A 26,619-nucleotide genomic window follows, 5' to 3' on the forward strand; every position below is an offset into this window, starting at 1 on the left:
CCGTTAACGGCAATGCGGGCAGCAGCACTACCGCCGCGGGCACCAGATACGGCGGTAGTTGCTCGGCCAACGCCGCGCGTACCTCGTCGGAATCGGCGGTCCCGGTGAAGTAGCCCACCAAGCGTTTGTCGCCGGGACGGTCCTGGCGGGCGATCACCACCGCCTGATCGACCCGATCCAGCCGTGACATTACGGCGGCCACCTCGGCGGGCTCGATGCGGTACCCGCGGATCTTGACTTGCTCATCGGCGCGACCAAGGAACGTCAGTTGCCCATCGGTGCGCCAGCGCACCAGATCCCCGGTGCGGTACATCCGTGTCCCGTGCCCGCCGAACGGGCAAGCTACAAACCGTGCCGCAGTCAACCCCGCGCGGCGCCAATATCCACACCCCACACCGGCACCGGCCACATACAACTCGCCGACCACCCCCACCGGCACCGGCCGCAACCAGGGATCCAACACAAAAAACGCCGCACCCGACAACGGCACACCAATCGGCGGCACCCCGGAACCCGGCCGCAGCGGCGCACTCATTGACGCATACCAGGTCTCGGTTGGGCCGTAGGCATTGACCATCACCCGCCCGGGCGCCCAGCGTTCGACCAGGTCGGCCGCGCAGGCCTCGCCGGTCACTATCAGCGTCGTCGACTCCAAACCCTCCGGTGACAACACCACCGCCGCCGACGGGGTCTGGGTGAGAACGCCAACCTGTTCGGCGACCAACAAGTCATGAAAGTCGTTGGGGGAGCGGGTTGTCGCCTCGGGTACCACCAACAACCGACCGCCGTGCAACAACGCGGCCCACATCTCCCAGACCGAGACGTCGAAGCCGATGGAATGGCAGTGGGTCACCGTCTGACCCGGTGTGGGTGTGAAAGTGGTTGGTGCGGTGAAGAGTTGGGTGATGTTGTGGTGGGTGATCGCCACGCCTTTGGGGCTACCCGTGGTGCCGGAGGTATAGAGGATGTAGGCGATATTGCCGGGCTTCGGGTGCGGCAGTCCGGTGCTGGGATAGGTGCTGATCACAGGGTCATCGACATCGGTGATCAGCACGTCGTGCCCGTCGAGCCGGCCAGCCAGCTCGACGGTGCTCAACGCCGCCACTGGTGCGGCATCGGCGAGCATGAACGCAATCCGCGCCGGCGGCAGCATCGGGTCGATCGGCAGATAAGTCGCCCCGGTTTTCAGAACGGCCAGGATCGCCATGACCGCCTCGGTCGAGCGCTCGAACAGCAGCCCCACTACATCACCGGAACCGACGCCGCGATCGACCAGCAGGTGCGCCAACCGGTTAGCGCGCTGATCAAGCTCGCGATACGTCAGCGAGTGCGGTGCGCACACCAACGCGACAGCGTCCGGGCTGGCGTCGACCTGCGCGGCCCACAGGGTCGGTATCGACTCTGGCAACCCCGGCTGGGTCAACACCGCGCGGTTGCTCCACCGATCCAGGCGGGTTTGATCGTCAGTGTCGAGCAGGTCGATCGACGAAAGCGGCCGATCGGGATCGGCGGTCATCGCCACCAACACCCGCTCCAGCCGCGCTAGCAAATCGGAGACTTCGAAATCCAAAAAAGGTTGGCCAGCACCCGCAGTGCTCAAAGAGAGCCGATCACCGTCCCTAAAGAAAAACAATGTAAAATGGTCCACACGGCCAAAACTGATGACCACCATCGTTGCTGTCGCATCACCGAAGGGCAGAACGGTCATCGGTGGACAGAAATTGACGCAAACTTTCTTTGCAGGCGGTCCGCCCCGGGGATTAGCGTTGTTCGCCAAAACCTCTACCGGAAACTTCTGATGGGACAGAATTTCTTGTATCCGCGTGTCAACGTGCGCACAAAAGCTGGCAACGGTGGATCCCGGCGGCACCGTCAATACCAGCGGCGCAATCCCGGCAACCATTCCGGGAAACGTCTTTGAGCCCAGACTTGTTCGCCTACCGACCGGGAAATCGAGCACGACTTCTGAGCCGCCGGCGCACCAGCCACGCACGAGCAGTGCGCACGCCGCAGCGATGACCGATGCGCGACGAGCACCTAAAGTCCGGCAAAAGTTTTCCACGCGACCCAGGACGGTAGGGTCAAGCTGAACCGGCGCGGACAGCGTGCACGAATCACGCCCACCCGCGGCTGGTGGCAACGGATAGTCCGGTCCGCTTTCCGTCGGAAGATTCCCACTCCAATAGGCAAGGTCTTCCTGATAATCGCTCGACGCCTCGTAGGCCAACTCGCGGTCAACCTGGTCCTGCAGCGGGCCAAAATGCGCCGGCGGGATAGGCGCCCCCGCAACAATCGCGGAGTAGACAGTCGCGATCCGATTATTGACGAGCGTCGAACCGAACCCGTCGATCGCTATATGGTGGATACAGATGAACAGGTAAAATTCATCTGGCCGCGTTTGAAACAACGCGAACCTAAACAGCGGGCCAGCCAACGGCATCGGCGTGCGTCGAATCGAAGACGCAAGCGCATAGGCCTCACGCACGGAATCCTGTAAACACCTGAGGTCGTAATGGGCAACTTCGACATCGGGGTAATCAATTACCCGTTGGACAACCCGGCCACCCACCTCAACGAAGCCGGCCCTCAGTGGTTCGGCCTCCTGCACCACGTGGCGGATCGCCTGCGCAAGCAGGTCAGGTTGCACCGAGCCGGCTACGACCACGAACCAGCCAGCTTGCCAATCCGTCTCCGAAACACCGGTTTCCTGCGAAAGCCATATGCCCAGCTGTCCCCGCGTCAGCGGAAGCGCGCGCTCCTGAAGCTGCATCTAACCACGGCCGCCCAGCCGCTTAGCTGTCAAAAGCCCGGTCCTGCGCCAGCTTCTCGCGCAGACTCTTCGGGCGAATATCGGGCCAGTTCTGCTCGACGTAGTCCAAGCAGGCCGCGCGCGCGGCCTTGCCGTAAGCCACGTGCCAGCCCGGGGGGATGTCGGCGAAGGCTGGCCATAGGCTGTGCTGCTCTTCCTCGTTGACCAAGACGACGAAGCTGCCGCTCTCGTCGTCGAACGGATTGGCGCTCATGGGTTTTCCGACCCCCTAGCTTGTTGTGCGAAGTTCGTCACGCAAGGACGCCGCGGCCCGGGGCCGGAAGACTTAAAATCAGGCTGATCCATAATGCCAGTCTGGCCGCGTGGCCCCTCCAGCGCATATCCGCCGCCCGGAGAGAATTTGTGTCCCCCGATCAGCGGACCCAGGCAGTCCGCCCAACGGCCCGTCGATTGAGGGCGGCGCTTCGTCAGAGTGCTCGTCAAATTGTTTGCCGGGCAAGGTTTTCAGCACGAGTCGGCAACCGCGGACACCGGCCAACGCAGCATGATCTGCAGGGCATCGTACGAGTAGGCTGGCCTCAGGCGCATATGGATGAATCGTGATCACCCACAATTCCATGTCTTCGGGGCCGTACCGAGACGATCAACTCGACCGGAAGCGTCGGTCTGGCCCTTCAGCGAAGCCGAGACCGTTGAGCGGAAGCCACGTTCAAGGGTTGCCGCGCGACCAACCGCTCCGGTGCGGTACCAGGATTCGTGTCCCCCGATCGGCGGACGCGGAGGTGGACGACAGCCGTCGCCTGTGGAAGTCACTCAGTCGAAGCGATCAGAACACCGCAAGATCGAGCTCAAGATAATACGCGACTATCACTGCGCCCGTCGAAGGTCCCCTGGTATGCCTGCCGAAATTTTCCTGCAACCGAGCGGACACGAGCAACAGCCGAGCAAAACAAACGGACCTCAGCCTCGTTCTCGACGCCAATCGGGGGACCGCGGAATCCACCGGTTGGGGGGCTCACGGTTTCAACTACCTGCGGAACCGTTTAGTTGACAGACATCGCCAGGTAATCGCGGCAAGCTGTCTGTATGCGTTCGGCGTGCGCCGGACTAGCGCGAGGGGAGAAGTTAATACGTGGAAAGCAGTATTGGTGGTCTGAGCCGATGGCGTATGGCTGCCGTCAAAGAAATCAATTACGAGGTCGTTGAGACATCTGACCTGTTCAATGTCGGAAACCCGGAGTTGGGTCGCCAATGCGGCGATTACCCGAACGAGGGCACCCGCCTCGTGGTGATGGACGAGGCTGTGGACGACCTTTTCGGCGACCGCATCCGCGCTTATTTCTACGCGAACGACATTGCGGCCTCATACCTTACGTTGCCTAGCGGGGACGAGAACAAGGTCATCGAAAACGTACTGCGGGTAGCCACTCGGCTCAACGAGATCGGCACGCCTCGGGTAGGCAGCCCGCCGATCGCCATCGGCGGTGGGACGTTGCAGGACATGGTCGGAATGGCGGCCAGCCTCTACCGAAGGGGTATCCCGTATGTGCGGGTACCAACGACTTTGCTTTGCCAAATCGACGGCAGTGTGTCAGCGAAGACCGGTGTGAACTTCGACGGTTTCCGAAATCGGCTGGGCACGTTCGCCCCTCCGCCGCGCACCCTGATCGACCGGGGCTTGATCGCCACCCTGCCAGAGCGCCAGATCAGCAGCGGGCTGGGCGAGGCACTCAAAATTGCTTTAATCAAGGACGTTCGCCTGTTCGAAATCCTGGAGGCACACGGCCCTCGGCTCGTTGCCGAGCGGCTGCAGGACCATGGGTTTGACGGGCCGGGCACCCCGCCGGGGCAGGAGGTGATGCGCCGGTCGATCGCGGGCATGGCCGAGGAGCTGCAGCAGAACCTGTGGGAGGACGATCTGCAGCGGATCGTGGATTATGGCCACACCTTTTCCCCTATCGTCGAGATGCGGGCGCTACCAGAGCTTCTGCACGGTGAAGCCGTTGCCATGGATTGTGTGTTCACTGCCATACTGGCCACCAACCGCGGGCTGCTGACCCGCGCCGAACTCGACCGCATCGTCAAGACCACGCTCGGGATGAGTCTGGCCGCGTCGCATCCGTTGTTCTGCGACACCGAATTACTTTACGAGGGTTTCGCCGACACGGTCCGCCACCGCGGCGGGCGGCAGCACCTGGCTCTACTGAACGGAATCGGCCAAACTGTCTTCGTCAACGATCTGAACAATGCCGAAATCGCACATGCGGCAGCTGAAATGCTTACCCTCCTGCAGATTCATCACCCGGCCGCAGCACGTTCCGTTCGGTCGGTGGCATACTCCACCTGACCAACAACAACTCAAGCAAGACGGTTCGGCCGCAGGCCCACCTACCAACCGATTGACGCGACTGCGTCCACGTCCGAGCATGTGTGCAGCCGCCCGATAATGGTTGTGACCACAGCCAACCAAATGGAACAAAGAGAGGTACCTACCTAATCAATGGCTGGCCCGCAGATTCATCATGTCGCTCTGCTCGTGGCAAACCTGGAAACCGCGATTGAACGCTGGTCGGCGGCAACGGGTTACACGTTCAGTCCGATCGGCCGGTACTGCACCGACCGCTACGTCGACAGCAGTAACCCCGACCCGCATCACCACGATGCACGCATAGCCTTCTCCAAGGAGGGTCCCCCACACATCGAGCTGATGGAATTCACCGGCGACGGAACCCACTCGGTGGCCCAGGGGGAAGGCTTCCACCACTTGGGTTTCATGAACTATCCGAACGTTGAAGGCCGGATCAAGGAGCTTGCCGAACTCGGCTTCGGTCACGACGGCATGGCGTTGCAGGACGATGACCGGATCCTGTTGTTCTTCACGGATAAGGCCGATCTGAACAGCATGCGGCTGGAGTATGTCGCTGAGCTACCTCAGCCGATCGTCAAGGACGACGGCAGCGAACCCTACCTGGACGAGCGCGGTTTCCCGGGCCTGTGGCCGGCGGGCAACGAGTGACGAGCACCGGCCTCGAGCGGACGAGGGAAACAAGATTGTTATGACGATGACGACTGCGAACGTCTGGGTCGGGAAAAACCGATTCGAAAGGATCGAGGTGCCGCTGCCCGCGCCGCCGGACGAAGGTCTTCTGCTCGAAGTAACGGCTAACGGCATCTGTGGATCCGACCGGCATTTCGTCGCTAGCGATCCAACGGTGCCGATGGTGCTCGGTCATGAAATTGTCGGCACCATACTAGCTTTCGGGGCCAGTCACTCCCGGCTTGATGCCGCAGGCGAGCCACTGGGGGAGGGCGACACCGTCGCGTTGTTTCCCTGGGTGCCGTGCCTCAGGTGCTGGGGATGCCGGCGCTTCGGGCCTGGCGCGACCACCTGCAGCAATGCCTTCGTGTATGGCGTTCCGCCGGAGGCGATCGGTCTGGAACCGCTGTCGCGGAATGGTGGCGCCCACCAGCCCACGCTGACCGGCGGCTTCGGCAAACACGTTGCGGTGCAGCCCGGAACATATCTCTGGCGGGTACCCGACCATGTGCCGGCTCGGGTGGCGTCGCTACTGGATCCGCTGGCCGTCGCGGTCCGCGGAGTCAACATCGCCAAGACGCCCGCAGGTGTGCCGGAGGAAGTGCTGACGTTCGACTCCACCGCGGTGATTCTCGGTGCGGGTGCGGTCGGGCTGCTCACGGGCCTGGTGCTGCGTCATCTTGGCATCGGCATCGTCGTGGTTTCCGGGTCACGCGCCAGCAGGCTCGACGCCGCCCGCGACATCGGCATGGACGTGGTGATCGACACTGCCGAACTCGATGCGGCACAACGCCGCGAGGCGGTGTTGGACCTGACTCACGGGCTCGGGGCCGACATCGTGATCGACGCGGCCAACCACCCCGCGGCGCTTGGGGAAGCGCTGAGCATGGTTCGCCGGCTCGGCACCGTCGTGGAAGTCGGAAACATTGTTCCCGGCGACGTGGGCGTCAGCATTGATCCGGCGAAAGACATCTGCCAACGCAATGTTCGCCTGTTCGGTATGAGCTTCAACCCGCCGCGCTCATACAGCGAAGCCATGGCGATGCTGCGCAAGCATCCCAACATCCCGTTCGAGCGCTTGATCACCCATTCATACTCTTTTGACCACCTCGACCAGGCGTTCGGAGATCTGGCCGGCGACGCGGTCAAAGTCACGCTCACCGCCTAGTCCACGATCGCCAGCAGCCACACCACCTGATAGGACAACCGCCGTGGCCATAGTCGAAACAGGGCTGCTCGCCCGTTCTGGCATGCTGCGCTGGCGACTATTCCTCATCGGTGGCTCGGCGGGAACACTTTTCGGCTACTCGATCGCCGTCAGTAACGACGCCATCGGACCAATCCGTCAGCAATACTCGTTGTCCGGGCTGGCGGTTGGAACCGTTGTCAGCAGCCTGATTGCCGGCGCGCTGGTCGGATGCCTGCTGGCTGGACACGCCGTTGAACGCCACGGTCACCGACTGGTGCTGGGAGTTGCCGGGCTGGTCGCCGCGGCCGGATCCCTCATCGCCGCAACAGCGGACGGCGCGCCGGCGTTGGTGATCGGCCGGCTGATTCTCGGCGCCGCGGTTGGCGTAACAACCGGGGTCACACCCACCTACATCGGCGAGCTAGCTCACGTTCGCAACCGAGGCGTGATGATCGCGGCTTACCAATTCTCCCTTGCCTTCGGGTTCCTGTTGGCTCTCACGGTGGGGGCCATCCTCAGCTATGGCGGCCACGAGTGGCGAATCATGTTCGCTGCCAATGCGGTCCCAGCGATACTGCAGGCAGTGACGATGACACTGGTCCCGTCCAGTCCATACTCGCTAGTCGCCCGAGGCCGCCCCGACGAGGCCCGCGAGTCGCTGATGGAAATTCGGCACCCCGACGAAGTCGCCGCCGAATTCGAGACCATCGTCGAGGCGCATCGAGCTACCGCCAACTCGGATTCCAGCACGGCCGCCGGGAAGGTTTCTGCGCTCGCGGATCCGTCTCTGCGCCGGCCCATCGTGATCGCCGTGGGGGCAGTGTTGATCGATACCCTGGTTGGCGTCGGCGCCGTCGTCTACTACTCCACCGCAGTGTTCGCCATGGCCGGCGTCGGCGGCCGTGCCGGCGCCGAAATCGCTTCGTTCTCCCTCGGAGTTATCAATGTCGTTTTCACGATCGTCGCGATGGGGCTGCTCAGCCGGTATGGACGCCGCCCTTTGCTCACGGTTGGGTTGACCGGAATCGTTGTCGCGCTTCTCGCGACGAGCTTCGGCCTGCAGTCGTCATCCGCGGTGTCCGGCGCAATAACGATCGCCGCCATGCTTGGTTTCATGGCCTGTCATGCGTTCTCAGCCGGACCGATTGGATGGCTACTGGTCGCGGAGGTGCTTCCGGCTCGCATCAGGTCCCGCGCCAGCGCGGCGGCTATTACTGTCAACTGGCTGGCGAACCTGCTGATTGCCCTGCTTTTTCCAATCCTGGTGGGAAATCCCGGTGACCCACATCGCGCTGCCACTGGATTCCTCATTTTCGCCGCTATCTCGGTAGGGTTCCTGGTTTTCGTCCGCCGGTGCGTCCCGGAAACGAAGGGGCTGACCCTTGCCGAGGTGGAAGCCAAGTTGACCGACAACAACGTCAAAGCGAAACATTATGCCCCAGAGCCAAACTGATGCCCAGGCCCGGAAGGCCGAGGTCAGTAACTGGGCGGGCAATGTCACCTTCAGCCCCGAGCACATCCACCGGCCCGCGTCAATACCGGAGCTGCAAGAGATCGTGGCCGCGGCGTCGCGAGCGCGGGCACTAGGCAGCGGCCATTCCTTCAATCGGATCGCGGTTACCACCGGCGATCTCATCGTGGTCGACCGGCTGCCACTGGTCATGGACATCGATCGACCCAGGATGAGTGTCGATGTCAGCGCCGGAACGCGCTACGGAGAACTAGCGGCCCATCTGCACCGAAACGGTTTGGCCCTCAACAATCTTGGCTCCCTGCCGCACATTTCCGTGGCCGGCGCCTGCGCCACCGCAACCCACGGTTCAGGCAACTCCAACAGGGCGCTCTCCGACGCTGTCACATCTGTCACGCTCGTGAACGCAGACGGCGAACTCATCACCTGGTCCGAAGGAGATCCCGACTTCGCTGGCGCCACGGTTTCCCTTGGCTCGCTTGGCATCGTGACCAGCCTGCGCCTCAAACTGTGCCCGACGTTCGACGTCGAACAACACGTGTACAACGGGCTGAGTTGGAGCGCCCTGCTCGCCCACTTCGACAGCATCACCGCCAGTGCCTACAGCGTGAGCATCTTCTCCGGCTTCAACGAAGCAAACCGGATCTGGATCAAACGCCGCTGCGGCGATCCACACGACGATCTCGCCTACGCCGCGGTGCGTCCGGCCCGGGCGCCCCAGCACCCCTTGGCCGGGCTGCCGGCAACGAATTGCACCGACCAATTAGGTGTCGCCGGGCCCTGGCATCAACGACTTCCGCACTTTCGTACCGATTTTCGGCCTGCGACCGGCGACGAACTGCAGTCCGAATACCTGCTGCCCAAGGCCCACGCGGTCGCCGCACTTGAAGCCCTGCACCGGGTCCGCGCCCGATTCGCGCCAGGGTTGCTGATCTGCGAGATCCGCACCGTCGCGGCCGACGAATGCTGGCTCAGTCCCAGCTATCACCGCGACAGCGTTGCCATCCACTTCACGTGGCGCCCCGACATGTCCGCCGTGACGCCCGTCCTCGCGGACGTCGAGGATGTGCTCGCACCGTTTGACCCGCGTCCGCATTGGGGCAAACTCTTCACGATTGGCGCCGATCGCCTGCGCGCCAGCTACGCGCGGTGGAGTGATTTCGAACGCCTCATCCGGACAGTCGACTCGGGCGAGAAATTCCGAAATGACCTGATAAACAATTGCTTTTCCCGGTGAGATCCGTACCCGGGGCCAGGTAAGGAGAAGTAATGCCACCGAATCCACGCCACGTCCTCATAACCGGGTCCACATCCGGTATAGGGGAAGCTGCGGCACTCGCTTTCGCGCATAGTGGCGACACCGTGTATGTCAACGGGCGAGATCAAGACCGCACCGCTGCGGCCGCCGAACGCATCCGCCATGCCGCCGGCGAATATGCCGGAGAGATCATAGCTATTGCTGCCGACATCGCTACTGCGGACGGTGCCCAGCAGATCTTCACGGCCGTCCCTGACCTGGATGTCCTGGTCAACAACGCCGGCATATTCACCGAAACACCGCCGTTCGAGATTACAGACGACGAGTGGCGGCGTCACTTCGAAGTGAATGTGCTCAGCGGTGTCAGACTCACCCGGCATTACGCCCCGCGCATGGCCGAACGCGGCTGGGGCAGGGTGATATTCATCAGCAGTGAGTGCGGAGTCACCACCCCTCCGGAAATGATCCATTATGGCATGACCAAGTCGGCGCAGCTGGCGGTCTCACGCGGATTCGCGATCGGAGTCGCCGGGACCGGAGTCACCGTCAACGCTGTGCTGCCCGGACCGACCCGCACCCCGGGCGCCGAGGACTTTGTTGCCAAAATGTACGGCGGTGTCCCGTTCGAGGAAGCCGAACGGCGCTACTTTGCCGATATTCGCCCGGCATCTTTGCTACAGCGCTTCTGCCTGCCCAGCGAAGTCGCAAATCTCATTCACTATGTGGCCTCCGATCGCGCATCTGCGACCACCGGCGCGGCATTGCGGGTCGACGGTGGCGTCATCGCGACAATCATCCCGTGACGGATGATCGACGGCAGAACCGATGGGGGACTATATGAATTCGCATACGTCGTACCGGACCGACGTCCTGATCGTCGGCTCGGGCCCCATCGGATCCGCGTTTGCCCGCAAACTGGTCGATGGCGGATTGAGCGTCATCATGATGGACGCGGGCGCCCAGCTCTCCGCGCGCCCCGGCCAGAACCTCAAGAACGCCTACATCTACCAACACAACCCGGATCTGTTCGAACCGGTCATCCGCAGCCATCTGCATCTGCTCTCGATCCCGCCGAGCGCCCGGCCAGAGCTCGCGGTCGATCCGTTGGCGTTTCCCGAATTGGGGACCAACAGCACCAACGCTCGCAATGCCGAGAATCCGGACCAAGACCCTTATCGAAACATCCCGGCCGCCGCGGCGTGCTACGCCGTGGGTGGCATGGCGACCCACTGGACCTGTGTGTGTCCGCGACATCATCCAACAATGGAGCGCTACAACGGAATTCCCGCAGACGAATGGGAGCGGTACTACACCGAAGCCGAACTCCTGCTCGGCGTCAGGCAGGGCGTATTCGATCACTCGGTGCGACAGACGCTACTCATCGACGCGCTCCGGCAGGAATTCTCCGAGCTGCCAGCCGGTTACCAGGTGCAAGACCTTCCGCTCGCCGTCAACCGCATACCCAACAATCCCCGGATGGTGACATGGACGGGCGCTGACACCATCCTCGGCGATCTGGCAGATCCAGGCGGGGATCCGGAGCGGTTCTCGATTCTCCAGCAGCATCTGTGCACCCGTTTGGTTCAAGACGCCGACGGCTCGCGCATTGAGTATGCCGAAGCACGTGACCTTATCGGCATGCGAAGTGTGCGCATCTATGCCGCCCACTATGTCGTCGCGTGCGGAGCCGTCTTGACTCCGCAGTTGTTGTGGGCGTCCGAAATACGGCCACCGGCGTTGGGTAGGTATCTGACCGAACATCCCACGGTTTTTTGTCAGGTAATCCTGCTCCGTGACCTCGTCGATCAGATCGAGGGCGACCAACGGTTCACCGAGGCACTGCGGTCACATCGACAGCTCTACCCCGACGACACCCTGCCAATTCCATGCGCGGATCCGGCGCCAAACATCTGGATTCCGGTCACGGAAGGCCGGCCGTGGCACGCCCAGATTAACCGCGACGCATTTCATTACGCGGACCTGGTACCCCATATCGACACCAGACTCATCGTGGACTTACGGTGGTTCGGGCTCGTCGACCCGCGGCCCGACAACCGGGTTTGGTTCTCTGATCGCTACACCGACGTGCACGGCATGCCGCAGCCCACTTTTGATTTCACCTTCAGTTCTGCCGACGCCGTGCGGCTGCACGCGATGATGGCCGAAATGTTGCGGGCTGCGATGGCCATCGGTGGCTTCTTGGGTGGGTCTGAACCGAGTTTCCCGACCCCGGGCCTGCCCCTACACATCGCCGGTACGGTCCGCATGGGCCGGGATCCGGACACCAGCGTCGTCGACACGAACTCGCAGGTATGGGGATTGGAGAACCTCTACCTCGGCGGCAATGGTCTGCTGCCTACCGGAACAGCATCGAATCCAACTCTGACCAGCGTGGCGCTCGCCTTAAAGGCAGCAGACAAAATGCTCGAAAATACCTGGACCACAGGCTGATTCGGCATTTGACACCGCACCTGCGGCTACCGGCCGACGCCGGCGGAAGCCCTGGTGAGTGTGTCGGCGGCAAACCTCAGTCCATCCAGGACGTCGAGTTCGTCATCCTCGTGCTCAATGTTTACCGCGATCGACGGATTGACACTGTGCAAAGCGGTGAGAAACGACGCCCAATAGTCAGTATCATGGCCGCGGCCAACAGCAACAAACTGCCAAGACGGATTCTCCGGAGACCGATTGAGAACATACCGGCCACCGAGCCTGATCGCCAATGGATCGTCGGCGTCCGGAGTCACATAGCGGTCGTCAAGTATTCCGTTCAACCGACAATTGGCTTCGTTGACGCGTGTGTCCTTGGCCGCGGCGTTGAATACGCGGTCGCCAAGATAGTTGATCGCCTCGATCGGTTCAATCCCCTGCCAGAAGAGGTGGCTTGGGTCCATTTCCGCGCCGATGTGTTCACTGTCGGTGCGGTCAATCAGCCGCATTAACGTGGCCGGGTTATACACAACATTGTGTGGGTGCATTTCAATGCAGACACGCACGTCGGCGGCGCGAGCGCGCCGTTCGATGTCCCGCCAGAACGGAATGGCAACGTCATCCCACTGATACCGCAACACATCGGTAGCCGCGCTATGCCAAGGCTGGGGCATCCAGGTCGGAGCCAGGCACCCGGGGTGAGCACCCGGCAGACCAGACATCGTTACCACGTTCGGCACCCCGAGCAACCCCGCCAGTTCGATCGCCTGCCAAAGGTCGCGTACGTACATCCCGCGCACTTCGGGATCGGGGTGCAGCGGGTTGCAATTCACGTTCAGGGCGGTTAGTGCGATATCCCTGTCCGAAATCTGCGCAAGGTAGTCTCGACGGGCCCGCGAGCTGGCCAACAAACCATCAACCGGCAGGTGCGGAGCGGTGAGGAAGCCGCCGGCATGCACTTCAATGCTGTTCAGGCCCAACTCACCGACAATGTCCAGACACTCAACCAAGGTCTTGTGAGGTAAGCATGCGGTATATATGCCGAGTTTCATATCAACCTCCACTCTGAAGCCGCTGCCACGCCATCAACCCTAGGGGGTGCTACTTGAATTCGCACGTTGTCTTGGTCGCACCAGAGTGCTGTCCAATACTTTGTCTTAAACAGCGATTCCGCAGCTCACGGGCATCGTCGGGAGCCCTCACTGCCAACTGGGTTGAGGTGCCCGCCCCCTGATGCGATGAAGGGGCGGGGCCTCCGCTCCTTGTGACATTCCCGGCGAATGCTGGGGGTGTTTACTTTCCACAAATCACGGGCGCCGCGGAATTCGGGCACGGTGATGTAATTATCGCAGGTTTCGCAGATGTTGGCATAGGGGCCAGGCGCCGGCGGCTGGGTGGCGCGCGCAGTAGCCGCGCCCGACAAGGGTTTTCAGCATTTCACTGTGGCGCCAGCTGATCTTGTCGGGCAGGATGGCCCTGCCGACTGGGGAGAGGGTTAACTGGCGGCGCATCTTGCCCATGGCCGCGCCACAGCGACCGGTTCGTCGACCTCGCCCCGGCTGAGGTGTGGGCCAGCTTGCTCGACGAGGGTGTCTACCTCGGTTCGATCTCGACGTTCTACCGGCTGCTGCGCCAAGCCGGTGAGGTGCGCGAGCGCCGTCGGCAGTCCACCCATCCGGCGAAGGTGAGACCCGAGCTCGTCGCCAACGGCCCAAATGCGGTGTGGTTCTACACCACAACGAGATTGCGCGGCCGGCCAAGTGGACCTGCTACTACCTGTATGTGATCTTGGATATTTTCTCGCGGCATGTCGTCGGCTGGACGGTCGCCAGCCGCGAATCGGCTGCTCGGCATCACACAGTCGCACAGTTGGCCACACGTCTCCGACGACAACTCGTTCAGCAAGGCCCAGTTCAAAACGTTGAAGTACCGGCCCAACTTCCCCGAACAGTTCCGTCAACACACACGACAGCACCCGCGTCACGTCCCGTAGCGTTCCCAAGGCTAGAGACCGAGGTCCGCCCGCATTGCCAAGCTTTTTGATCGAGGCTAAGTTTCATGACGGTTTCGGTTGAACAAAGTTACTGCACCTTGCACGCGATGCGAGGGCGATATCGCCTGTTTGGTTTAGTGTTGGCTGCTATGGCCGGACTGAAAAATTACGTCAAGCGCGGGCGGACGGCGCTTCACGTGTCCGTGTCGGCATCGATAGTTGCGATCCTCGGACTCGGCATCACTCCCGTAGCTCATGCGGCCGCGCCCACGGCGACGTTGTCGGTGTCATCGACGTGGCAGACCGGTTTCATCGCCCACTTCACCATCACCAACCCGAACATGGCGCCGCTAACCGATTGGAAGCTCGAATTCGACTTGCCGGCGGGAGAATCCGTCTCGCACACGTGGAATAGCACCGTTGCGCAATCGGGCACGCACTACGTTCTCACCCCCGCGAATTGGAATCGCATCATTGCACCCGGTGGTTCAGCCACAGGTGGGCTACGAGGCGTCCTGAGCGGTTCCTACTCGCCACCGTCGAATTGTCGGCTCAACGGGCAATATTCTTGCACCTAGCGGCTGTTCCCCAGCGAATGCGCGGCGCCAACTGTAGACCCGTATCGGCAATGGACAGCCGGACATTCGCAGCGCATTTCGGTGGCCCCGGACGGTGGACTGACGGCCGGCCCTTGATGCCGATGGCCGTATCCGACTGATCAGCATTCTCATCGGGGTGCATGTCCAACGCCTTGGCCATAGCGGTGACGATCGCAGCGACATGACCGATCAGCATACGGTCCGGGTCGCGTTCCAGCAGCCGGGCTGATCGAAGCCCTCGACGTAATCCATCGATATAGCCAGGTGTTTGCTGAGTGCCGGAACGGCTATCGTCGTTGCGCCGCACGACGATAGCGAGCCGCTGCGTCTTGCCGACGCGCTCGCGGACCGCGGCACGCAAACGGAAGGTGCCCGTCCAAACCTGAGTCCGGCCGCCGAACCATCCTGCGGCGCCACCAAAACCAATTGATCAGCTGCAGATGGGCAACTACTCACGGATGTAACGGATATCCATAGCTGAAGATGCTGGGGGACAGCCTGATTGAGCTATTTCTTGGTTGGCATTTGGCTTGCGACGACTTCCACTGGGCGCACATCGGTGAACTGCATGGAGCGGGACTGCCAGCCGGAGCTATGGTCGTGTGTCGTGAGAGCTGAACAACGGCCACCGTGGAATCACAACATCCATTATCACCGGCTTGTACTCGATGCGGTGCCCGATCATGCGCGGTCCGCGCTCGATGTCGGCGCGGGAAACGGGTTGCTCGCCGCCGACCTGCGACAGAAGGTTTCTGACGTTGTGGGGATTGACCGAGACGAGGCGGTCTTGGGTGCCGCACGACAGGGACGTGACGACATCGACTGGATTCTGGGGGATTTCATGTCGTATCCGTTTGCGCGAACGTTCGACGTGGTCGCCTCGGTGGCGACCCTTCACCACCTACCAGACATGCTGGCCGCGCTTCGACGCGTGGCCGAATTGACAACTCCAGGTGGTGTTCTGGTGGTTGTCGGTCTTGCCCGGTCGACGCGCCCGCGCGATTTCGCGCTTGACGTAGTGGGTGTCGTGCAGCACCGATGGTTGTCGTGGCGGCGAGGTTACTGGGAGCACAGCGCGCCGACTGCCTGGCCGCCAGCTCATTCGTATTCGGAGGTTAGGCAATGCGCGACCGAGCGGCTTCCAGGTGCGCAATGGAAGCAGCTCCCGCTGTTCCGATACGCATTGATCTGGCGCAAACCCCGCTGATCAGTGCGGCGTAGCTGTGCGCAATTGTGGCCCGGCTATCGCGGGACCAGCAAACGTACGGCGAGGGGATAAGTCATCCTGCCGAAAACAGAACGGCTTACTGATAAGTGACGGTCAAGCCCGTCGCCGCGCTGCTCGGAACCTTGCTGCACGACACCAGTCCGGGCCCAGCGCGCCAGGCGCAACCAAGCCGCGAGTTCGAGAGGAGTTTCATTGGCCAGACGGCCCAAGGCTGCGGCGGCGAGTGTCGCGCCGGTGCCCGCCGCGCCGAATAACCGCGCTAAGCTGACCTCCGGCGGCAACACCGAGAAATGCATGGGAATTGCTCCTTCTCTCGGCACTTTACGACTGTCTAGGGTGCGATCGCGGCGGTTGGTGCCCGATCTGGTGGACCGTGCTTGGACTGGTTCGGCGGGTTGCTTTCGCCAAGGGGCATACGCCTCGTTGGGGGTCAGGTCCTTCTTGCATCGCAGGATGGCGCGGGCCCGGATGCGGTTAGCGCTCCGCTCACACGCCTTCAGTCGACCCGAGATGATCCTTGCCGCGGTCGATGGTGATGCAATATTGCTGGCGGCTGTGTCAGCAGCCTCGGTCGGTGCTGGTCGGCCGACGTCGACGCGTGTCGCCCCCCATAGCTATAGCGCCAGGTGAAGCCGCAGCGCCGCGTCGATGTCGACTAGCTCATCGGGGGATACCCGGCCAATGCGACGGAGTAACCGTTGTGTCGCAATGGATCTGACCTGCTCGGCCTGCGCCTTTGATTCGACCTGGAGGCCGCTCGTTGGCGCCGATAGAAACGCCTGAAACGGAAAGACCTTGTCGCTGTTACTGGTTATCGGAACGACGGTGACGACACCGCGTCCGAGACGTGTCGCCGTTGCATTGGCGCGACGAAGCTGGCCTGATCCACATGCTCATTGAGGGGTTCTGGACTCGTGCCCCTGTGATCTCTGCCATCCCGCTGCTACCCGCCGGCAGGGTCAGCTCGCTGATAGCTTGAGCACCCGGTCGTTGAAGGTATGGACGACATCGAGGTTGCCGCCGCCATCAACTGCCACCCCCTCGGGTCGATCGAGATCGGTGAAAGGCTGCACGGTCTGCGTGCCGGTCCCGACCGCCATCTTGAGCACAGTGTGACTGATGAAGCCGGAGGCGTAAAGGTTCCCGGCGCCATCGACCGCCAGCCCGCCGGGGCCACCGTGCAGGCCGGCGAACACCAAATCAGTCTGGATGTTGGTCCCGGCCTCCAGCTTGGCCACCACACGCATGTCGGGTTCAGCGACGTAAACGCTGCCAGCACCATCCGCGCCACACCGTCGGGGAAGTGGAGGTTGGTGAACGGCAATACGACCTGCAGCGCCGGCCGTCGCTGACGGCGATCACCGACGCGATCGTCGCAAGGACGAGCGCGCCGACCGAGATACGCGCACGCCAATCCACCCACGCGGCCAATGGCAGCCCAGCCCGGGACTGGACGCGGTTTCCAGGCGACCCGGCGGTGGGCTCGCGAGTAGCACGATTTTTCACCTGACCGTCATCCGACCTATGACGACGTGTGCTTTGCGAGGGTTGGCTTCGGTGATGCTTGGTGTCGTGTGTTGGGCACGATACGTTACGGACCCGTCCGGCGTCATGGCCCGGGACTCGGTGAGGACACGCACGCGTTCACCGGGCTATGCCAGGGCTAGGCCTGGAGACGCTGTCGTGAGCCCGACGTCCCGGCAGCCGTCTAACAACCGGTAGTCATAGGTAACGAACGCTGTCAGCTCCCGCTTGATGTGCGCCGCGGCCGCGAGATGGATCGCGTCTGGGGATCGCAGGGTGGCCGGGCCGATCGTTTCAGCTAGCTCAATCACCGGTTCGATCGGCGGGATGGTGTCGAGCCCATCGAGCAGGTAACGGGCACGCTCGGCTTGGCCCGGTTCACCGTATCGGGCAACGACTCTCATCAACTCAACTCGGCCTAGCGCGCTCGTCACCGCGAATTCGCCGTATGCACATTGCGTGGCGAGCCATGCCCTCAGATCGGGCGTCTCTGCTTCTGCAACGAGCAGCTTGGTCAACGCCGAGGTGTCCATGTAGATCACCGCTCTTCGCGCATCTCGCTGAGAATATCGGACAGATTGCCCTTAGGGCCTCGTGCCGGCGCGGCCGTAACCTCAAGAAGGTTTTGTGGATGTCGCGCTGGAATTAGAACACCCGCATCGATCAAGACCGCACGGGAACGCGCCGCAGCCGGACAGGGACCAGCCGGGCTACCAGCCGTCCGTTGTTGGTGACGCCGAGTTCCTCGCCGGCCTCAACCCCGGCAAGGTATCGCGATGCGTGCTGACGTAGTTCTCGAACTCCGATCTCCTCCACGGCGAGGATGTGTAGCACATGTTGTGCTACATTCCTCGCCGGGTCCGGAGCAGGTGAGGCGCGCACCCGCCGGCAGTAGGGGGCAGGGGGCAACCTTCCGAAAGCGTTTGACTCGGGTGCAAGTAAAGCGGTACTTATCGCCAATTCCTCTGTGCGCCAAAGGGGGTCACGTCCGCCGCCTCGAGTCGCCGATGTTCGAGAAGATGCCGGATGCGTGTTCTGTTTGCTGCGGGGGCTATGCCGGTTGTCGGTGGTTAGGCGCGACCGCTCTCAGCGCTGCGCCGCCGCGGTGGCAGCATCAGATAAAAACAATGGGATGCGGCCTAGGTTATCGGACATCGGTAAGATCAAGATCGTTCGAATTCTCTCGCTACGACACCTCGCTCTGTGGCAGCTGGCGGATACATCGAAGAGTTCGGGGCTCCCGCGGGCACCCAAGCCGGCGTGTGCCGCCACCCAGTTCACAACCGCATCAGCGGATTTGAATACATCCACGTCTCACCGGTGATACACTTGCGGACATGAACAGAGTGACTGTGCGCGATCTACGCAACAACGGGGCAGAAGTACTACGCCGCGTTGAGCACGGCGAGCGGATCGTGGTGACACGCGATGGTGCGCCGGTGGCCGAGCTGCGTCCCTTGCCCCGTCCTAGCGCCAGCCCGACTGAGCTGATTCGTCGCCGCAAGAACCTTCCACGAGTGAACCCAGATGCGCTCCGCCGCGATATCGACAATCTGATTGATCCGTCGCTGTGACCGTGGCTCCAAGACCGGGGATGCTGGACACCTCCACGGTGATTCTCCTCGGAGAGATATCCGATCCAACCGAACTGCCCGACGAATCAGTGATTAGCGCGATAACCTTGGCGGAACTATCCGTAGGTCCGCATGTCGCGCACGATGATGCCGAGCGAAGCGCACGTCAACAACACCTGCAGCAGGCTGAAGCCGACTTTGACGTCGTTCCGTTCGACGGCGACTGCGCGCGGGCATTTGGTGGCGTTGCCGCGGCACTGCGCGCGTCGGGGCGTAAGCCGGCCGCGCGCGCGTACGACGCGCTTATTGCCGCGAGCGCAATCGCACATGCTGTTCCGCTCTACACCTGCAACCCAGACGACTTCGCGGGTATCCCAAGGTTGGAACTTCGCCCGGTCGCCCATCCACACCCTCAATAGCGGAGTTGTCCGTTCCGAGTTTGTTGACATACGCAAGGCTTGATGTATGGGTCTGGAAGCTACCACCGACCTACGCGGCTAGCACTGGTAGCCCGCCATATTCGATCCCGCCGTGTTCCTGCGGCGCCTAGCGGTGGTGCTGGAGAAGATGGCAGGGAGTCGAGACCCAGAGCGCTGGTTAAGGGGCGACGATCGGGCGGTGGGCTCAGTTGAGGTGGCAGTTGACCTCCCAACTATTTGCTGTCGATTGAGATGCCGGCCGGATGCGGGGCGGACAGGTGCCCAAGTGCCAGCGCCGATGTCCGACTGAGCGGAAGCGTCCGCCCAGAACCTCAACCATCCAGCCGTAGTCGCGTCCGCTAAAAGCCTTAACCGCCCTTCTGTAGGCGGTTTCGGCGACAGCTTCGGACTGGTCGATCGAGGACGGTGTCGCCGTCGCGCACCTCCAGGCCAGGCAAGGGTTTAACGTTCATTCGGGCGCCAATCTGGCTTGCCGGCGTCATGCAGGTCCAACGCGATGTTTTCCACGTCTCCCTCTCAGCGACCATCTCATTAGGCACGTCGGAAAGCAGATCATGCTAGCGTAAGGTGCTAGCATAACTGCATGGCGCGAATGATCACGCTGCGGCTGTCCGAAAGCGCGTATGAGATGGTCAAGTGCTACGCGGACGCAGATCAGCAGTCAATGAACTCCTGGATTGAAAGTCTTCTCGACTTCGAGGACATGCGGCGGCGGTGCGTGGCACACGACGAATGGATGCAGGCGCACCCAGATGCGGCCGCGTTCAGTGAGGCCTGGGCAGACCGCAATCTTGAACAGTTGGGACAGCCTTGAGCCAATCCCCACGGCGGGGCGACATCTGGATGACTGCGACCGGCATCTCTGTGCTCATCATCTCCTCGACGGTGTACAACGAGATCCGGACTGAACCGACTGTGATAGTCGTGCCTGTATTCGACACCGAGCCCGACACCGGCTTCGGTGTAGCTTTGGGCGAGAATGACTGGGCCGCAACGGGATTAGTCGCCAGTCTGCGAAAAGCGAACTTGGTTGAACACCGTCGCCGAATCGATGTCCAGGCGCTCACTAACGTCAACAACATGCTCTTCAAGATTCTTGCGACCCCAGACCGGTAACAGAGCTGTTTCTGAGACATCAACCGCGCGCTCGCTGCCTTCAGAACGCCGGTATGCCAAAACCTCGACAACACAGTCAAATCGTGGTTGACCCAGGCGGTCCCAGTCGATGCTCAAGCTCCCTCGGCCCTAGTCCTGCAACGGGTGGCATGCGTGGTGCGTGGGGTCTGGCGGGCGAGGCGGTCCGTCCCCATGGCTGACCACAGCAAGGCATGCGCTTCGACCCAGCAAATGTGCTACCATGTAGCACGTGAAGACGATAGGGGTGCGGGAGTTGCGGCAATACGCCAGCAAGTATCTCGAAGAAGTCGCCGCGGGGGAATCGATCGAGATCACCGACCGGGGTCGCCCCGTCGCGCGACTGGTGCCAATCACCGGCGATCCTTGGGAGGACCTTATTATCGCTGGCGAAGTCGTCAAGGCGGCTCATCGGGTGAACACCGATGACCTCGAGCCCGCGGCATACACGCACAGCGCCTCTAAGCACCTTGAGCGGCTTCGGCGCGACGAGCGCTAGCCCGTGCGGATCTATTTGGACACCTCGGCATTGGTCAAACTTGTTGTGGCTGAAGCTGAATCGCAGGCGCTGATTCACTTTTTGGGCGCACACGATGATGACAGCTTGTTCTCAGCGGCTCTGGCGCGCACGGAGCTGATACGCGCTGTGGCACCAAACGGAGTCCAAGCCATCGCTGACGCTCGAGACCTACTGACCAGGCTGGACTCCGTCATGCTGACCCGGCAACTGCTAGACGACGCTGGCACCTTGCTGCCGTTGCGCCTACGCAGCCTTGACGCGATCCACATCACCGCGGCACGGCGAGCCGGCGATTCGTTGCGCGCGATGATCACCTACGACGCCCGAATGCTATCAGCAGCAGCGGACCTTGGGATCTCAACAGCATCTCCACGCCGGGGCTTCGGTAGTCCTGACGCCTAGTAGCAGAGGCCGCTGTTACCGCGTAGCCGGCGCCGGCGACATACCGGTAATGCTGCATATTGGATTCCGGCGTCTCTGCGTACTGCTTTCGATCACCATTAGCTTGGCCGCGAGCCGTCTCTCGTTGAGCCACGGGGCCGCTCCAATGCGCTCAGCAGAACCCCGGCTCGGATTCTCGCTCGTTTGCTGACGTGTCATCTAGAGCAATCGACCGCGACCTCGAGAGCCGTGCAGATGGCGCGCATCCGGGTGTCGGCGAGGCGGCCAAGCCGATTCACTAATACCGCGACCGAGACACTTTCGACTGAGTCCAAATTCACTGCGGAGCGGCGCGGGATCGGGTCGGAACCCGGTTCAAGAATAACCTCGCTGGCTAGCCCCCGGATGGTCGTGGTGCAGGGCGCGACGAGTGTCCGTCGAAGCCGAGGGATCGCGGCGTCGCGCGACAGCACAACGACTGGACGCCGACCGATCTCAGCCATCTCACACCACCACACCTCTCCGCGTACGGGAAGTGCGCTCACGAGTCTCCAGCCGCTCGCCGCCACGACGCTAGATCGCCCCACTCGTCGGGCTCATCAACCGGGTGCTTGTCGTAGGCCGCGTAGCTCGCATCCACCTCGGCCGATCGATGACGAGCAACTAATGCCGCGAGGGCCTCATCGATGAGGGCTGCGTCAGTGATTCCTGGCCGCATGTCGCGTGCACTGCTCAAAAGCGCGGCGTCGACAGTAGTGCTCAGCCGTATGCGATTCATGCCACTATTATGCCACAACCCAAGCAAACTCCCATGTACCCGCCGTATTCGATTCCGCCGTATTGGTCTCGGTCCGGTTGCGAGGGAAGCGGCTAGGGCCAATAGATGGTTGCCTTACCCAGGGCGGCTTCTCCACCAGGCGCCGGTGCTCACTACGACGCCGACTTCGAGATCGCCGCTGAAGTCCTGCCAGTCCGTCACCAATGGGTGGTACGGCGGGGCAGTGTCTAGGCTGAAATATTCTGTGCCACAATACAAAACGGCGACATTCAGCTGACCTAACGTAGATCAGCGGCCATATATCAGGCTAGATATTAGGCTAGCATGAAAGCATGAAGCAGATATCGTTGTCGGAAGCAAAAGACAAGCTGTCGGCACTCGTCGACGAGGCTGATACCACGCACGAGATTATTCAGATCACGCGACACGGCCGAGTCGCCGCCGTCCTCATGTCCGCTGATGACTTGGAGTCTCTTAACGAGACGCTTCATGCGCTTCAAACTCCCGGTCTCGCTGACGAGCTGGCCCAGGCCGACGCCGACTATGCCGCCGGAAACACGGTCAGTGGCAGCGAGATTCGTCGCCGCTACGGGCTTCGGTGAGTGCGAGCGGCGAAGCCTGGTCGGTCGAACTGTCGCCCGCGGCGGTCCGGGCTCTTGAGCGGCTACCGCACAAGGTTGCGGCCGCGATCGCCGAGTTCATCACCGTCTCGTTGCCTGCCGACCCCTACCGGGTATCGAAGCCACTGCGCTTCCAGTTCGAGGGTTGGCGGGTCGCGCGGCGCGGTGACTACCGGGTGACGTTTCGGGTGCTCCCAGACGACAGCTTGCTCTACGTCGGCCGCATTGAGCACCGAGCGCACGTGTACCGCCGGTAACCGCGGCCGCCAACTCCGACGATGCTATGAGCACTCGTCCCGACACCGTGACGAAACTGGTTGGGAGGTTCTGGGTATTCGAGTTCCTGCTGCCCGCGACGCTAGGCGGCGTCATTCGGTCGTCGCACGCCCGTGCCAGGATCGGTGAGTATGAACATCATCGTTATCGCGACGGGGATGCCGTTCTTTCTTGCGTTCCTAAACCGTCTTGGAGCTGGCGTAATGCCCGCGGGGGGTCATGGTGAGTCCGCGCCAGCCGCGCGAGGCGCGGTCGAGTACGGCCCAAGCGATGCTGATACAGCTGGTCTCCCTGGGAAACCAACCGATAGCTTTTGCGCGGCAGCGGGTTTCGCCGAAGGTTCGTTCTACGAAATTCGAGCGCCGGGCGATTGCAGCTGCGCTTGGAACCTAAGAAATGCGACCAGTCATCGGTGGCTACTGACTGGGCTGCCGCGGCCAAAGAGCCGTAAGCCAGGTAGTAGTCGCGCCCCGGTAGCGCGAAGGTCGGCCGGTGATGAAATGCCGGGTCGAGGTCACCGCGGCCGTCCCATAGGCAAACCAACAGCGCTCGGAGGTCATCGCACGCCTCAACGACATCTCGCAACCGTCGGTCATAGTTAAGGTAGCTGGCGAAACGCACATGTCCGGCCCGGGCGGTCCTGTGTTGGTGTTACACAAAATAATTCCCGCCAAGATGGCGGAGTAGCACCGCATTCTGGTCACGGCAGTACACGACATATCGCCTCGGATGCCAAGAACTCAAGCTCTTCTGGGCACCCCACCAACTCACATCGAACCGCGTGACCCGGTGTCCGCAGCGGCACCGGGTCCCTGCGTTGGGTGGAACGCATGCTCCGCTCAACGGTTCCAACTGGATCGCAGCTGACCCACATCCTCGAGTCCGCTGTTGCGGATCAAACTGGCGCTTCAGCAGTCGATCGACCCGCTGACCTAGAGGTTTTCGCCAAACGATGGCGTCGCGTCAAGCTTCCGGCACACATCGGAAGCCTTGGAGAGAAACCATTTTGGGCACGGAGCACGACCCCCGCGTTGCTCCAAATCGGAGCAATACTGCCAATGAATTCCGATCGACGAATCATGTTGTCAAACAGTAGATCTGGTTGAAATCTGAGTCGTATAGTCCGGGACTACGTCCGCACCAGACTGTTTGGTGCGCCAAAATTTCGAGGAGCTTTCTATGCCATTACCACGTGCGTCCGCGACAAGCCGGTCGCCACTTATCACGTCATCCGCGACATACGGCAACGCAGCTGCTCCAATTGCTAAACGCGCAATCGACAAACGCGTCCTCCGTCGCGACTACCTCAACTCGGCATCTCTGGACGCGGCTCAGCGATCAGCTTTGATGGTACGGCTGTATGAGGTCTATGCCACAACTAGCTACGGCTGCACGGCTGAGCAGTTCGCAGCAGTGTTTTTCCGAGGCGACGATGTTCGTGTAGTGCTGTTCTACGGCGAAAGCGACGAAATCGCGGGCTTCTCCTATACCGCGTTCGAGCCCATGCACCACGAAGGACGCACCCTTACGCTGATCAATGCGGGAGTGTTTTTCCGGCCGGGTTACCACGGCGGGACAGACACCGGTCTGTTCGGGCTCAAACAGGCGCTGCGCTTCAAGCTTTGTCATCCCTTGAGCACGCTCGTATACGTGACCCGCTGCTCGTCACCGGCGGTCTACCGGCTGCTCGCCTCTACGATGTCGCGGATATACCCCAGCCCTAGGTGCCCTACACCTCCGGATATCGAAGCCCTGGCGCGCGCGGCCAGCACACTGCGCAACTACGTCTCGGTCGGGCAGAACCCCTGGATAGTGCGCACCATCGCGATACCCCGGTACGCGTCGCGTTTGCGCACCATCGAAGAGGATCCCCTGGCACGCTATTTCTCCTACCTCGCCCCGCGATACGCAGCTGGAGAATGCTTGCTGGTCTGGCTGCCTTTGGATGCGGCGAACATCGCAGGTGGACTCTTGCGGTTGCTGCGTCGCAGATTCGCTGTTTGAGCCCAATGGCCGTCGAGTGCGGACCCATGCGAGCGCGGCGCACCACCGGGCGCGACGTGATTCGGCAACACCACGACGGGGTACTGACGTCATACATGAGCGCGAAGTCCAAAGCCCGGTATATGCCGCTGTCGATCGCCACGAGTGTCACCGGTGGTTTGTTTGCCGGCGCGGTATTCAGCCAACTCTGGAAACTTTTCAGCGACGACGATCAGGGACCACCGGATCCCAAGGTGTCCCTGTAGGCAGATAGGGCTTCATCACTCCGGTCGGGGCGGGCCTGATTCATCAGATGAAGACGCAGTGGGGAGGATCCGACATACCCTGTGTCTACAATTCGTCTACACTAGCTCCATGGCAGCAGAGACCACAACTGTCCGAGTCCGCCGTCCCGATTCTGAGCGGCTGCAATCTCTAGCCAAGGCTCGTCAAACCGCCGTCGTCGACGTGGTGCACGCAGCCATCGACGCCTTGGAGAGGCAGGAGTTCTTGCGGGGGCTCAACGGGGATTACCGGCGCCTGCGCAGCGACCCCGCACTGTGGGAGCAATATCTGGCCGAGCGTCACGAGTGGGACGCACTGGCTTGATCTGGCGGGGGGAGGTCTATCACGTCGATCTCGGCCAACCAGTCGGACACGAGCCAGCCTTTCGCCGCCCGGCTGTGGTGGTGTCGGTCGACATTCTTAACAACGGACCGGGCGGTCTGGTGGTCGTCGTCCCGATCACCACCGCTGGTTACGGCCTGCGAAGCCACGTTGAACTCGAGCCAGCGAGCAGCGGGTTGGGCCACACTTCCTACGCTCGCTGCGATCAGCTGCGGGTGGTCTCCGTCCAACGACTGTCACCTCGCCAAGGAATGATTAGTCCAGAACAGATGCAAGCCATTGACCAAGCACTGCGCTTCGTCCTAGATCTGTAACGCCCAGCCTCGTCGTAGCACCGGGGCGACCCTAACGACGAGTTCGTGCTCCCCGTCGCCAACGATCTGCGCTCGGCCTAGTTGCCGTCGAGCAGATTCATCACCATGCGGCTGTTCTTCACTATATGGTCGCTCACCGGCAGTATCGGCGAACCAAAGCTGAGCAGGTAGAGCTGCAAAGACGCCATGCCGTATTTCGAAGCTCCGGTGCGCCATTTCGCAATCAAATCCATCACGTTGGGTTCTTGCCGCCCTTCGCCCCGATGTCGGCCATACCCTCCAGCAGTTGGAGGTCTGACAGCGGAACGATGCCGGTCGCGTACACCTGCGGCCGAAGATGCTTAAACGCCTTCACACTTCGGATATTGATGTCGACCTGGGCTAGTGCCGGGCGATGGCAGCTGCGCTTGGAACCTAAGAAATACGCTACCGGAACCTAATGAGACTGGCGTGCCCCCGATGAATGAGTCCGT

The 26,619-nt window shown here is 61.9% G+C and carries 33 protein-coding genes and 4 pseudogenes; 23 read left to right on the forward strand and 14 right to left on the reverse strand.

The features are described 5' to 3' along the window. Together F0Q45_RS11805 and F0Q45_RS11810 are read right to left on the reverse strand one after the other, a co-directional pair. Positions 1 to 2,770: non-ribosomal peptide synthetase (locus F0Q45_RS11805; protein ID WP_149654133.1), on the reverse strand; the 2,770-nt coding region annotated here is incomplete at its 3' end. Between the two features lie 22 nt (positions 2,771 to 2,792). Beyond that, a complete protein-coding gene (locus F0Q45_RS11810; protein ID WP_149654134.1) occupies positions 2,793 to 3,023 on the reverse strand; it encodes an MbtH family protein in 231 nt (76 codons plus the stop codon). An 879-nt stretch (positions 3,024 to 3,902) separates the two neighbouring features. Here F0Q45_RS11810 and F0Q45_RS11815 point away from each other — a divergent pair. From F0Q45_RS11815 to F0Q45_RS11845, 7 genes are all read left to right on the forward strand, one after another. Then, positions 3,903 to 5,117, forward strand: a complete 1,215-nt coding sequence (locus F0Q45_RS11815) for a sedoheptulose 7-phosphate cyclase (protein WP_223163900.1) — start codon at positions 3,903 to 3,905, stop codon at positions 5,115 to 5,117. Between the two features lie 153 nt (positions 5,118 to 5,270). Beyond that, positions 5,271 to 5,786 (forward strand): VOC family protein, encoded by a 516-nt coding sequence (locus F0Q45_RS11820; RefSeq protein ID WP_149654136.1) that lies wholly within the window; start codon positions 5,271 to 5,273, stop codon positions 5,784 to 5,786. A gap of 46 nt (positions 5,787 to 5,832) precedes the next feature. Then, on the forward strand, positions 5,833 to 6,975 hold the full coding sequence (locus F0Q45_RS11825; protein ID WP_188112897.1) for a zinc-dependent alcohol dehydrogenase: 1,143 nt from the start codon (positions 5,833 to 5,835) through the stop codon (positions 6,973 to 6,975). A gap of 43 nt (positions 6,976 to 7,018) precedes the next feature. Beyond that, positions 7,019 to 8,449 (forward strand): sugar porter family MFS transporter, encoded by a 1,431-nt coding sequence (locus F0Q45_RS11830; protein WP_149654140.1) that lies wholly within the window; start codon positions 7,019 to 7,021, stop codon positions 8,447 to 8,449. Beyond that, a complete protein-coding gene (locus tag F0Q45_RS11835; RefSeq protein WP_149654141.1) occupies positions 8,430 to 9,704 on the forward strand; it encodes an FAD-binding protein in 1,275 nt (424 codons plus the stop codon). The genes F0Q45_RS11830 and F0Q45_RS11835 overlap by 20 nt, the downstream gene beginning before the upstream one ends. Before the next feature lie 32 nt (positions 9,705 to 9,736). After that, a complete protein-coding gene (locus tag F0Q45_RS11840) occupies positions 9,737 to 10,528 on the forward strand; it encodes an SDR family NAD(P)-dependent oxidoreductase (RefSeq protein WP_149654142.1) in 792 nt (263 codons plus the stop codon). Positions 10,529 to 10,562: 34 nt separating this feature from the next. Then, entirely contained in the window at positions 10,563 to 12,176 is a 1,614-nt protein-coding gene (locus F0Q45_RS11845) for a GMC oxidoreductase (RefSeq protein WP_149654143.1), read from the forward strand. A gap of 26 nt (positions 12,177 to 12,202) precedes the next feature. Here F0Q45_RS11845 and F0Q45_RS11850 read toward each other — a convergent pair whose 3' ends face one another. Further along, a complete protein-coding gene (locus tag F0Q45_RS11850; protein WP_149654144.1) occupies positions 12,203 to 13,207 on the reverse strand; it encodes a sugar phosphate isomerase/epimerase family protein in 1,005 nt (334 codons plus the stop codon). Positions 13,208 to 13,692: 485 nt separating this feature from the next. Here F0Q45_RS11850 and F0Q45_RS11860 point away from each other — a divergent pair. Together F0Q45_RS11860 and F0Q45_RS11865 are read left to right on the forward strand one after the other, a co-directional pair. Next, positions 13,693 to 14,109, forward strand: a pseudogene (locus tag F0Q45_RS11860) (IS3-like element IS1141 family transposase); the annotation flags it as partial. Positions 14,110 to 14,297: 188 nt separating this feature from the next. After that, on the forward strand, positions 14,298 to 14,726 hold the full coding sequence (locus F0Q45_RS11865; RefSeq protein ID WP_149654145.1) for a cellulose-binding domain-containing protein: 429 nt from the start codon (positions 14,298 to 14,300) through the stop codon (positions 14,724 to 14,726). Here F0Q45_RS11865 and F0Q45_RS27650 read toward each other — a convergent pair. Beyond that, positions 14,701 to 15,054 (reverse strand): hypothetical protein, encoded by a 354-nt coding sequence (locus F0Q45_RS27650; RefSeq protein WP_188112900.1) that lies wholly within the window; start codon positions 15,052 to 15,054, stop codon positions 14,701 to 14,703. The genes F0Q45_RS11865 and F0Q45_RS27650 overlap by 26 nt on opposite strands. A 300-nt stretch (positions 15,055 to 15,354) precedes the next feature. Here F0Q45_RS27650 and F0Q45_RS11870 point away from each other — a divergent pair, with 300 nt between their 5' ends. Further along, positions 15,355 to 15,954, forward strand: a complete 600-nt coding sequence (locus F0Q45_RS11870) for a class I SAM-dependent methyltransferase (RefSeq protein ID WP_262490959.1) — start codon at positions 15,355 to 15,357, stop codon at positions 15,952 to 15,954. Positions 15,955 to 15,989: 35 nt separating this feature from the next. On the opposite strand, the gene F0Q45_RS11875 is transcribed toward F0Q45_RS11870, so the two are convergent. From F0Q45_RS11875 to F0Q45_RS11885, 3 genes and pseudogenes are all read right to left on the reverse strand, one after another. Continuing rightward, entirely contained in the window at positions 15,990 to 16,271 is a 282-nt protein-coding gene (locus F0Q45_RS11875) for a hypothetical protein (protein ID WP_149654147.1), read from the reverse strand. A 318-nt stretch (positions 16,272 to 16,589) separates the two neighbouring features. Beyond that, positions 16,590 to 16,844: pseudogene (locus tag F0Q45_RS11880) on the reverse strand (type II toxin-antitoxin system PemK/MazF family toxin); the annotation flags it as partial. A gap of 90 nt (positions 16,845 to 16,934) precedes the next feature. Then, entirely contained in the window at positions 16,935 to 17,222 is a 288-nt protein-coding gene (locus tag F0Q45_RS11885) for a hypothetical protein (RefSeq protein WP_149654148.1), read from the reverse strand. Positions 17,223 to 17,278: 56 nt separating this feature from the next. Here F0Q45_RS11885 and F0Q45_RS11890 point away from each other — a divergent pair, with 56 nt between their 5' ends. Beyond that, positions 17,279 to 17,485: a hypothetical protein gene (locus tag F0Q45_RS11890; protein WP_149654149.1), complete on the forward strand. Its 207-nt coding sequence runs from the start codon at positions 17,279 to 17,281 to the stop codon at positions 17,483 to 17,485. A 142-nt stretch (positions 17,486 to 17,627) separates the two neighbouring features. Here the strand turns inward: F0Q45_RS11890 and F0Q45_RS11895 are convergent, their stop codons facing one another. Further along, positions 17,628 to 18,041: a PIN domain-containing protein gene (locus F0Q45_RS11895; RefSeq protein WP_149654150.1), complete on the reverse strand. Its 414-nt coding sequence runs from the start codon at positions 18,039 to 18,041 to the stop codon at positions 17,628 to 17,630. Between the two features lie 121 nt (positions 18,042 to 18,162). Next, the gene (locus F0Q45_RS29215; protein ID WP_262490960.1) at positions 18,163 to 18,381 is read right to left on the reverse strand and encodes a type II toxin-antitoxin system Phd/YefM family antitoxin; all 219 of its coding nucleotides are present in this window, start codon (positions 18,379 to 18,381) and stop codon (positions 18,163 to 18,165) included. Between the two features lie 455 nt (positions 18,382 to 18,836). Between F0Q45_RS29215 and F0Q45_RS11905 the strand changes: the two genes are divergently transcribed. The 6 genes from F0Q45_RS11905 (at position 18,837) to F0Q45_RS11930 (ending at position 21,569) form a co-directional block, all read left to right on the forward strand. After that, the gene (locus F0Q45_RS11905; protein ID WP_149654151.1) at positions 18,837 to 19,073 is read left to right on the forward strand and encodes a type II toxin-antitoxin system Phd/YefM family antitoxin; all 237 of its coding nucleotides are present in this window, start codon (positions 18,837 to 18,839) and stop codon (positions 19,071 to 19,073) included. A 2-nt stretch (positions 19,074 to 19,075) separates the two neighbouring features. Continuing rightward, the gene (locus tag F0Q45_RS11910; RefSeq protein WP_149654152.1) at positions 19,076 to 19,492 is read left to right on the forward strand and encodes a type II toxin-antitoxin system VapC family toxin; all 417 of its coding nucleotides are present in this window, start codon (positions 19,076 to 19,078) and stop codon (positions 19,490 to 19,492) included. Between the two features lie 604 nt (positions 19,493 to 20,096). Then, the gene (locus F0Q45_RS11915) at positions 20,097 to 20,327 is read left to right on the forward strand and encodes a hypothetical protein (protein WP_149654153.1); all 231 of its coding nucleotides are present in this window, start codon (positions 20,097 to 20,099) and stop codon (positions 20,325 to 20,327) included. Next, positions 20,324 to 20,629 (forward strand): type II toxin-antitoxin system PemK/MazF family toxin, encoded by a 306-nt coding sequence (locus F0Q45_RS11920; protein WP_373424964.1) that lies wholly within the window; start codon positions 20,324 to 20,326, stop codon positions 20,627 to 20,629. Before F0Q45_RS11915 ends, F0Q45_RS11920 begins: the two co-directional genes overlap by 4 nt. Positions 20,630 to 20,879: 250 nt before the next feature. Continuing rightward, a complete protein-coding gene (locus F0Q45_RS11925; RefSeq protein ID WP_149654155.1) occupies positions 20,880 to 21,146 on the forward strand; it encodes a type II toxin-antitoxin system Phd/YefM family antitoxin in 267 nt (88 codons plus the stop codon). Between the two features lie 3 nt (positions 21,147 to 21,149). Continuing rightward, positions 21,150 to 21,569: a type II toxin-antitoxin system VapC family toxin gene (locus F0Q45_RS11930; protein WP_149654156.1), complete on the forward strand. Its 420-nt coding sequence runs from the start codon at positions 21,150 to 21,152 to the stop codon at positions 21,567 to 21,569. A gap of 194 nt (positions 21,570 to 21,763) precedes the next feature. Here F0Q45_RS11930 and F0Q45_RS11935 read toward each other — a convergent pair whose 3' ends face one another. Further along, positions 21,764 to 22,093, reverse strand: a complete 330-nt coding sequence (locus tag F0Q45_RS11935; protein ID WP_149654157.1) for a type II toxin-antitoxin system PemK/MazF family toxin — start codon at positions 22,091 to 22,093, stop codon at positions 21,764 to 21,766. Then, positions 22,090 to 22,347: pseudogene (locus F0Q45_RS11940) on the reverse strand (type II toxin-antitoxin system antitoxin MazE5); the annotation flags it as partial. The gene F0Q45_RS11935 and the pseudogene F0Q45_RS11940, both read right to left, overlap by 4 nt. 311 nt (positions 22,348 to 22,658) lie before the next feature. Between F0Q45_RS11940 and F0Q45_RS11950 the strand changes: the two are divergent. Continuing rightward, the gene (locus F0Q45_RS11950; protein ID WP_149654159.1) at positions 22,659 to 22,928 is read left to right on the forward strand and encodes a type II toxin-antitoxin system Phd/YefM family antitoxin; all 270 of its coding nucleotides are present in this window, start codon (positions 22,659 to 22,661) and stop codon (positions 22,926 to 22,928) included. After that, positions 22,925 to 23,203, forward strand: coding sequence for a type II toxin-antitoxin system RelE family toxin (locus F0Q45_RS11955; RefSeq protein ID WP_149654160.1), 279 nt, complete (start codon positions 22,925 to 22,927; stop codon positions 23,201 to 23,203). The genes F0Q45_RS11950 and F0Q45_RS11955 overlap by 4 nt, the downstream gene beginning before the upstream one ends. Before the next feature lie 225 nt (positions 23,204 to 23,428). On the opposite strand, the pseudogene F0Q45_RS30485 reads toward F0Q45_RS11955, so the two are convergent. Continuing rightward, positions 23,429 to 23,587, reverse strand: a pseudogene (locus tag F0Q45_RS30485) (IS256 family transposase); the annotation flags it as partial. 982 nt (positions 23,588 to 24,569) lie between these two features. On the opposite strand from F0Q45_RS30485, the gene F0Q45_RS11960 reads away from it, so the two are divergent. The 4 genes from F0Q45_RS11960 (at position 24,570) to F0Q45_RS11975 (ending at position 26,146) form a co-directional block, all read left to right on the forward strand. After that, entirely contained in the window at positions 24,570 to 25,226 is a 657-nt protein-coding gene (locus F0Q45_RS11960) for a hypothetical protein (protein ID WP_149654161.1), read from the forward strand. Next, positions 25,223 to 25,471, forward strand: coding sequence for a hypothetical protein (locus F0Q45_RS30185; RefSeq protein ID WP_373424965.1), 249 nt, complete (start codon positions 25,223 to 25,225; stop codon positions 25,469 to 25,471). Before F0Q45_RS11960 ends, F0Q45_RS30185 begins: the two co-directional genes overlap by 4 nt. A gap of 109 nt (positions 25,472 to 25,580) precedes the next feature. Further along, positions 25,581 to 25,814: a hypothetical protein gene (locus F0Q45_RS11970; RefSeq protein ID WP_149654162.1), complete on the forward strand. Its 234-nt coding sequence runs from the start codon at positions 25,581 to 25,583 to the stop codon at positions 25,812 to 25,814. Next, the gene (locus tag F0Q45_RS11975; RefSeq protein WP_149654163.1) at positions 25,811 to 26,146 is read left to right on the forward strand and encodes a type II toxin-antitoxin system PemK/MazF family toxin; all 336 of its coding nucleotides are present in this window, start codon (positions 25,811 to 25,813) and stop codon (positions 26,144 to 26,146) included. Before F0Q45_RS11970 ends, F0Q45_RS11975 begins: the two co-directional genes overlap by 4 nt. A gap of 77 nt (positions 26,147 to 26,223) precedes the next feature. Here the strand turns inward: F0Q45_RS11975 and F0Q45_RS29220 are convergent, their stop codons facing one another. Beyond that, a complete protein-coding gene (locus F0Q45_RS29220) occupies positions 26,224 to 26,382 on the reverse strand; it encodes a hypothetical protein (protein WP_262490961.1) in 159 nt (52 codons plus the stop codon). After that, entirely contained in the window at positions 26,379 to 26,501 is a 123-nt protein-coding gene (locus F0Q45_RS29225; protein WP_262490962.1) for a hypothetical protein, read from the reverse strand. The genes F0Q45_RS29220 and F0Q45_RS29225 overlap by 4 nt, the downstream gene beginning before the upstream one ends. Between the last annotated feature and the right edge of the window lie 118 nt (positions 26,502 to 26,619).

This window comes from Mycobacterium simiae (genome assembly GCF_008370645.1).
GTDB classification, from domain to species: domain Bacteria; phylum Actinomycetota; class Actinomycetes; order Mycobacteriales; family Mycobacteriaceae; genus Mycobacterium; species Mycobacterium simiae_A.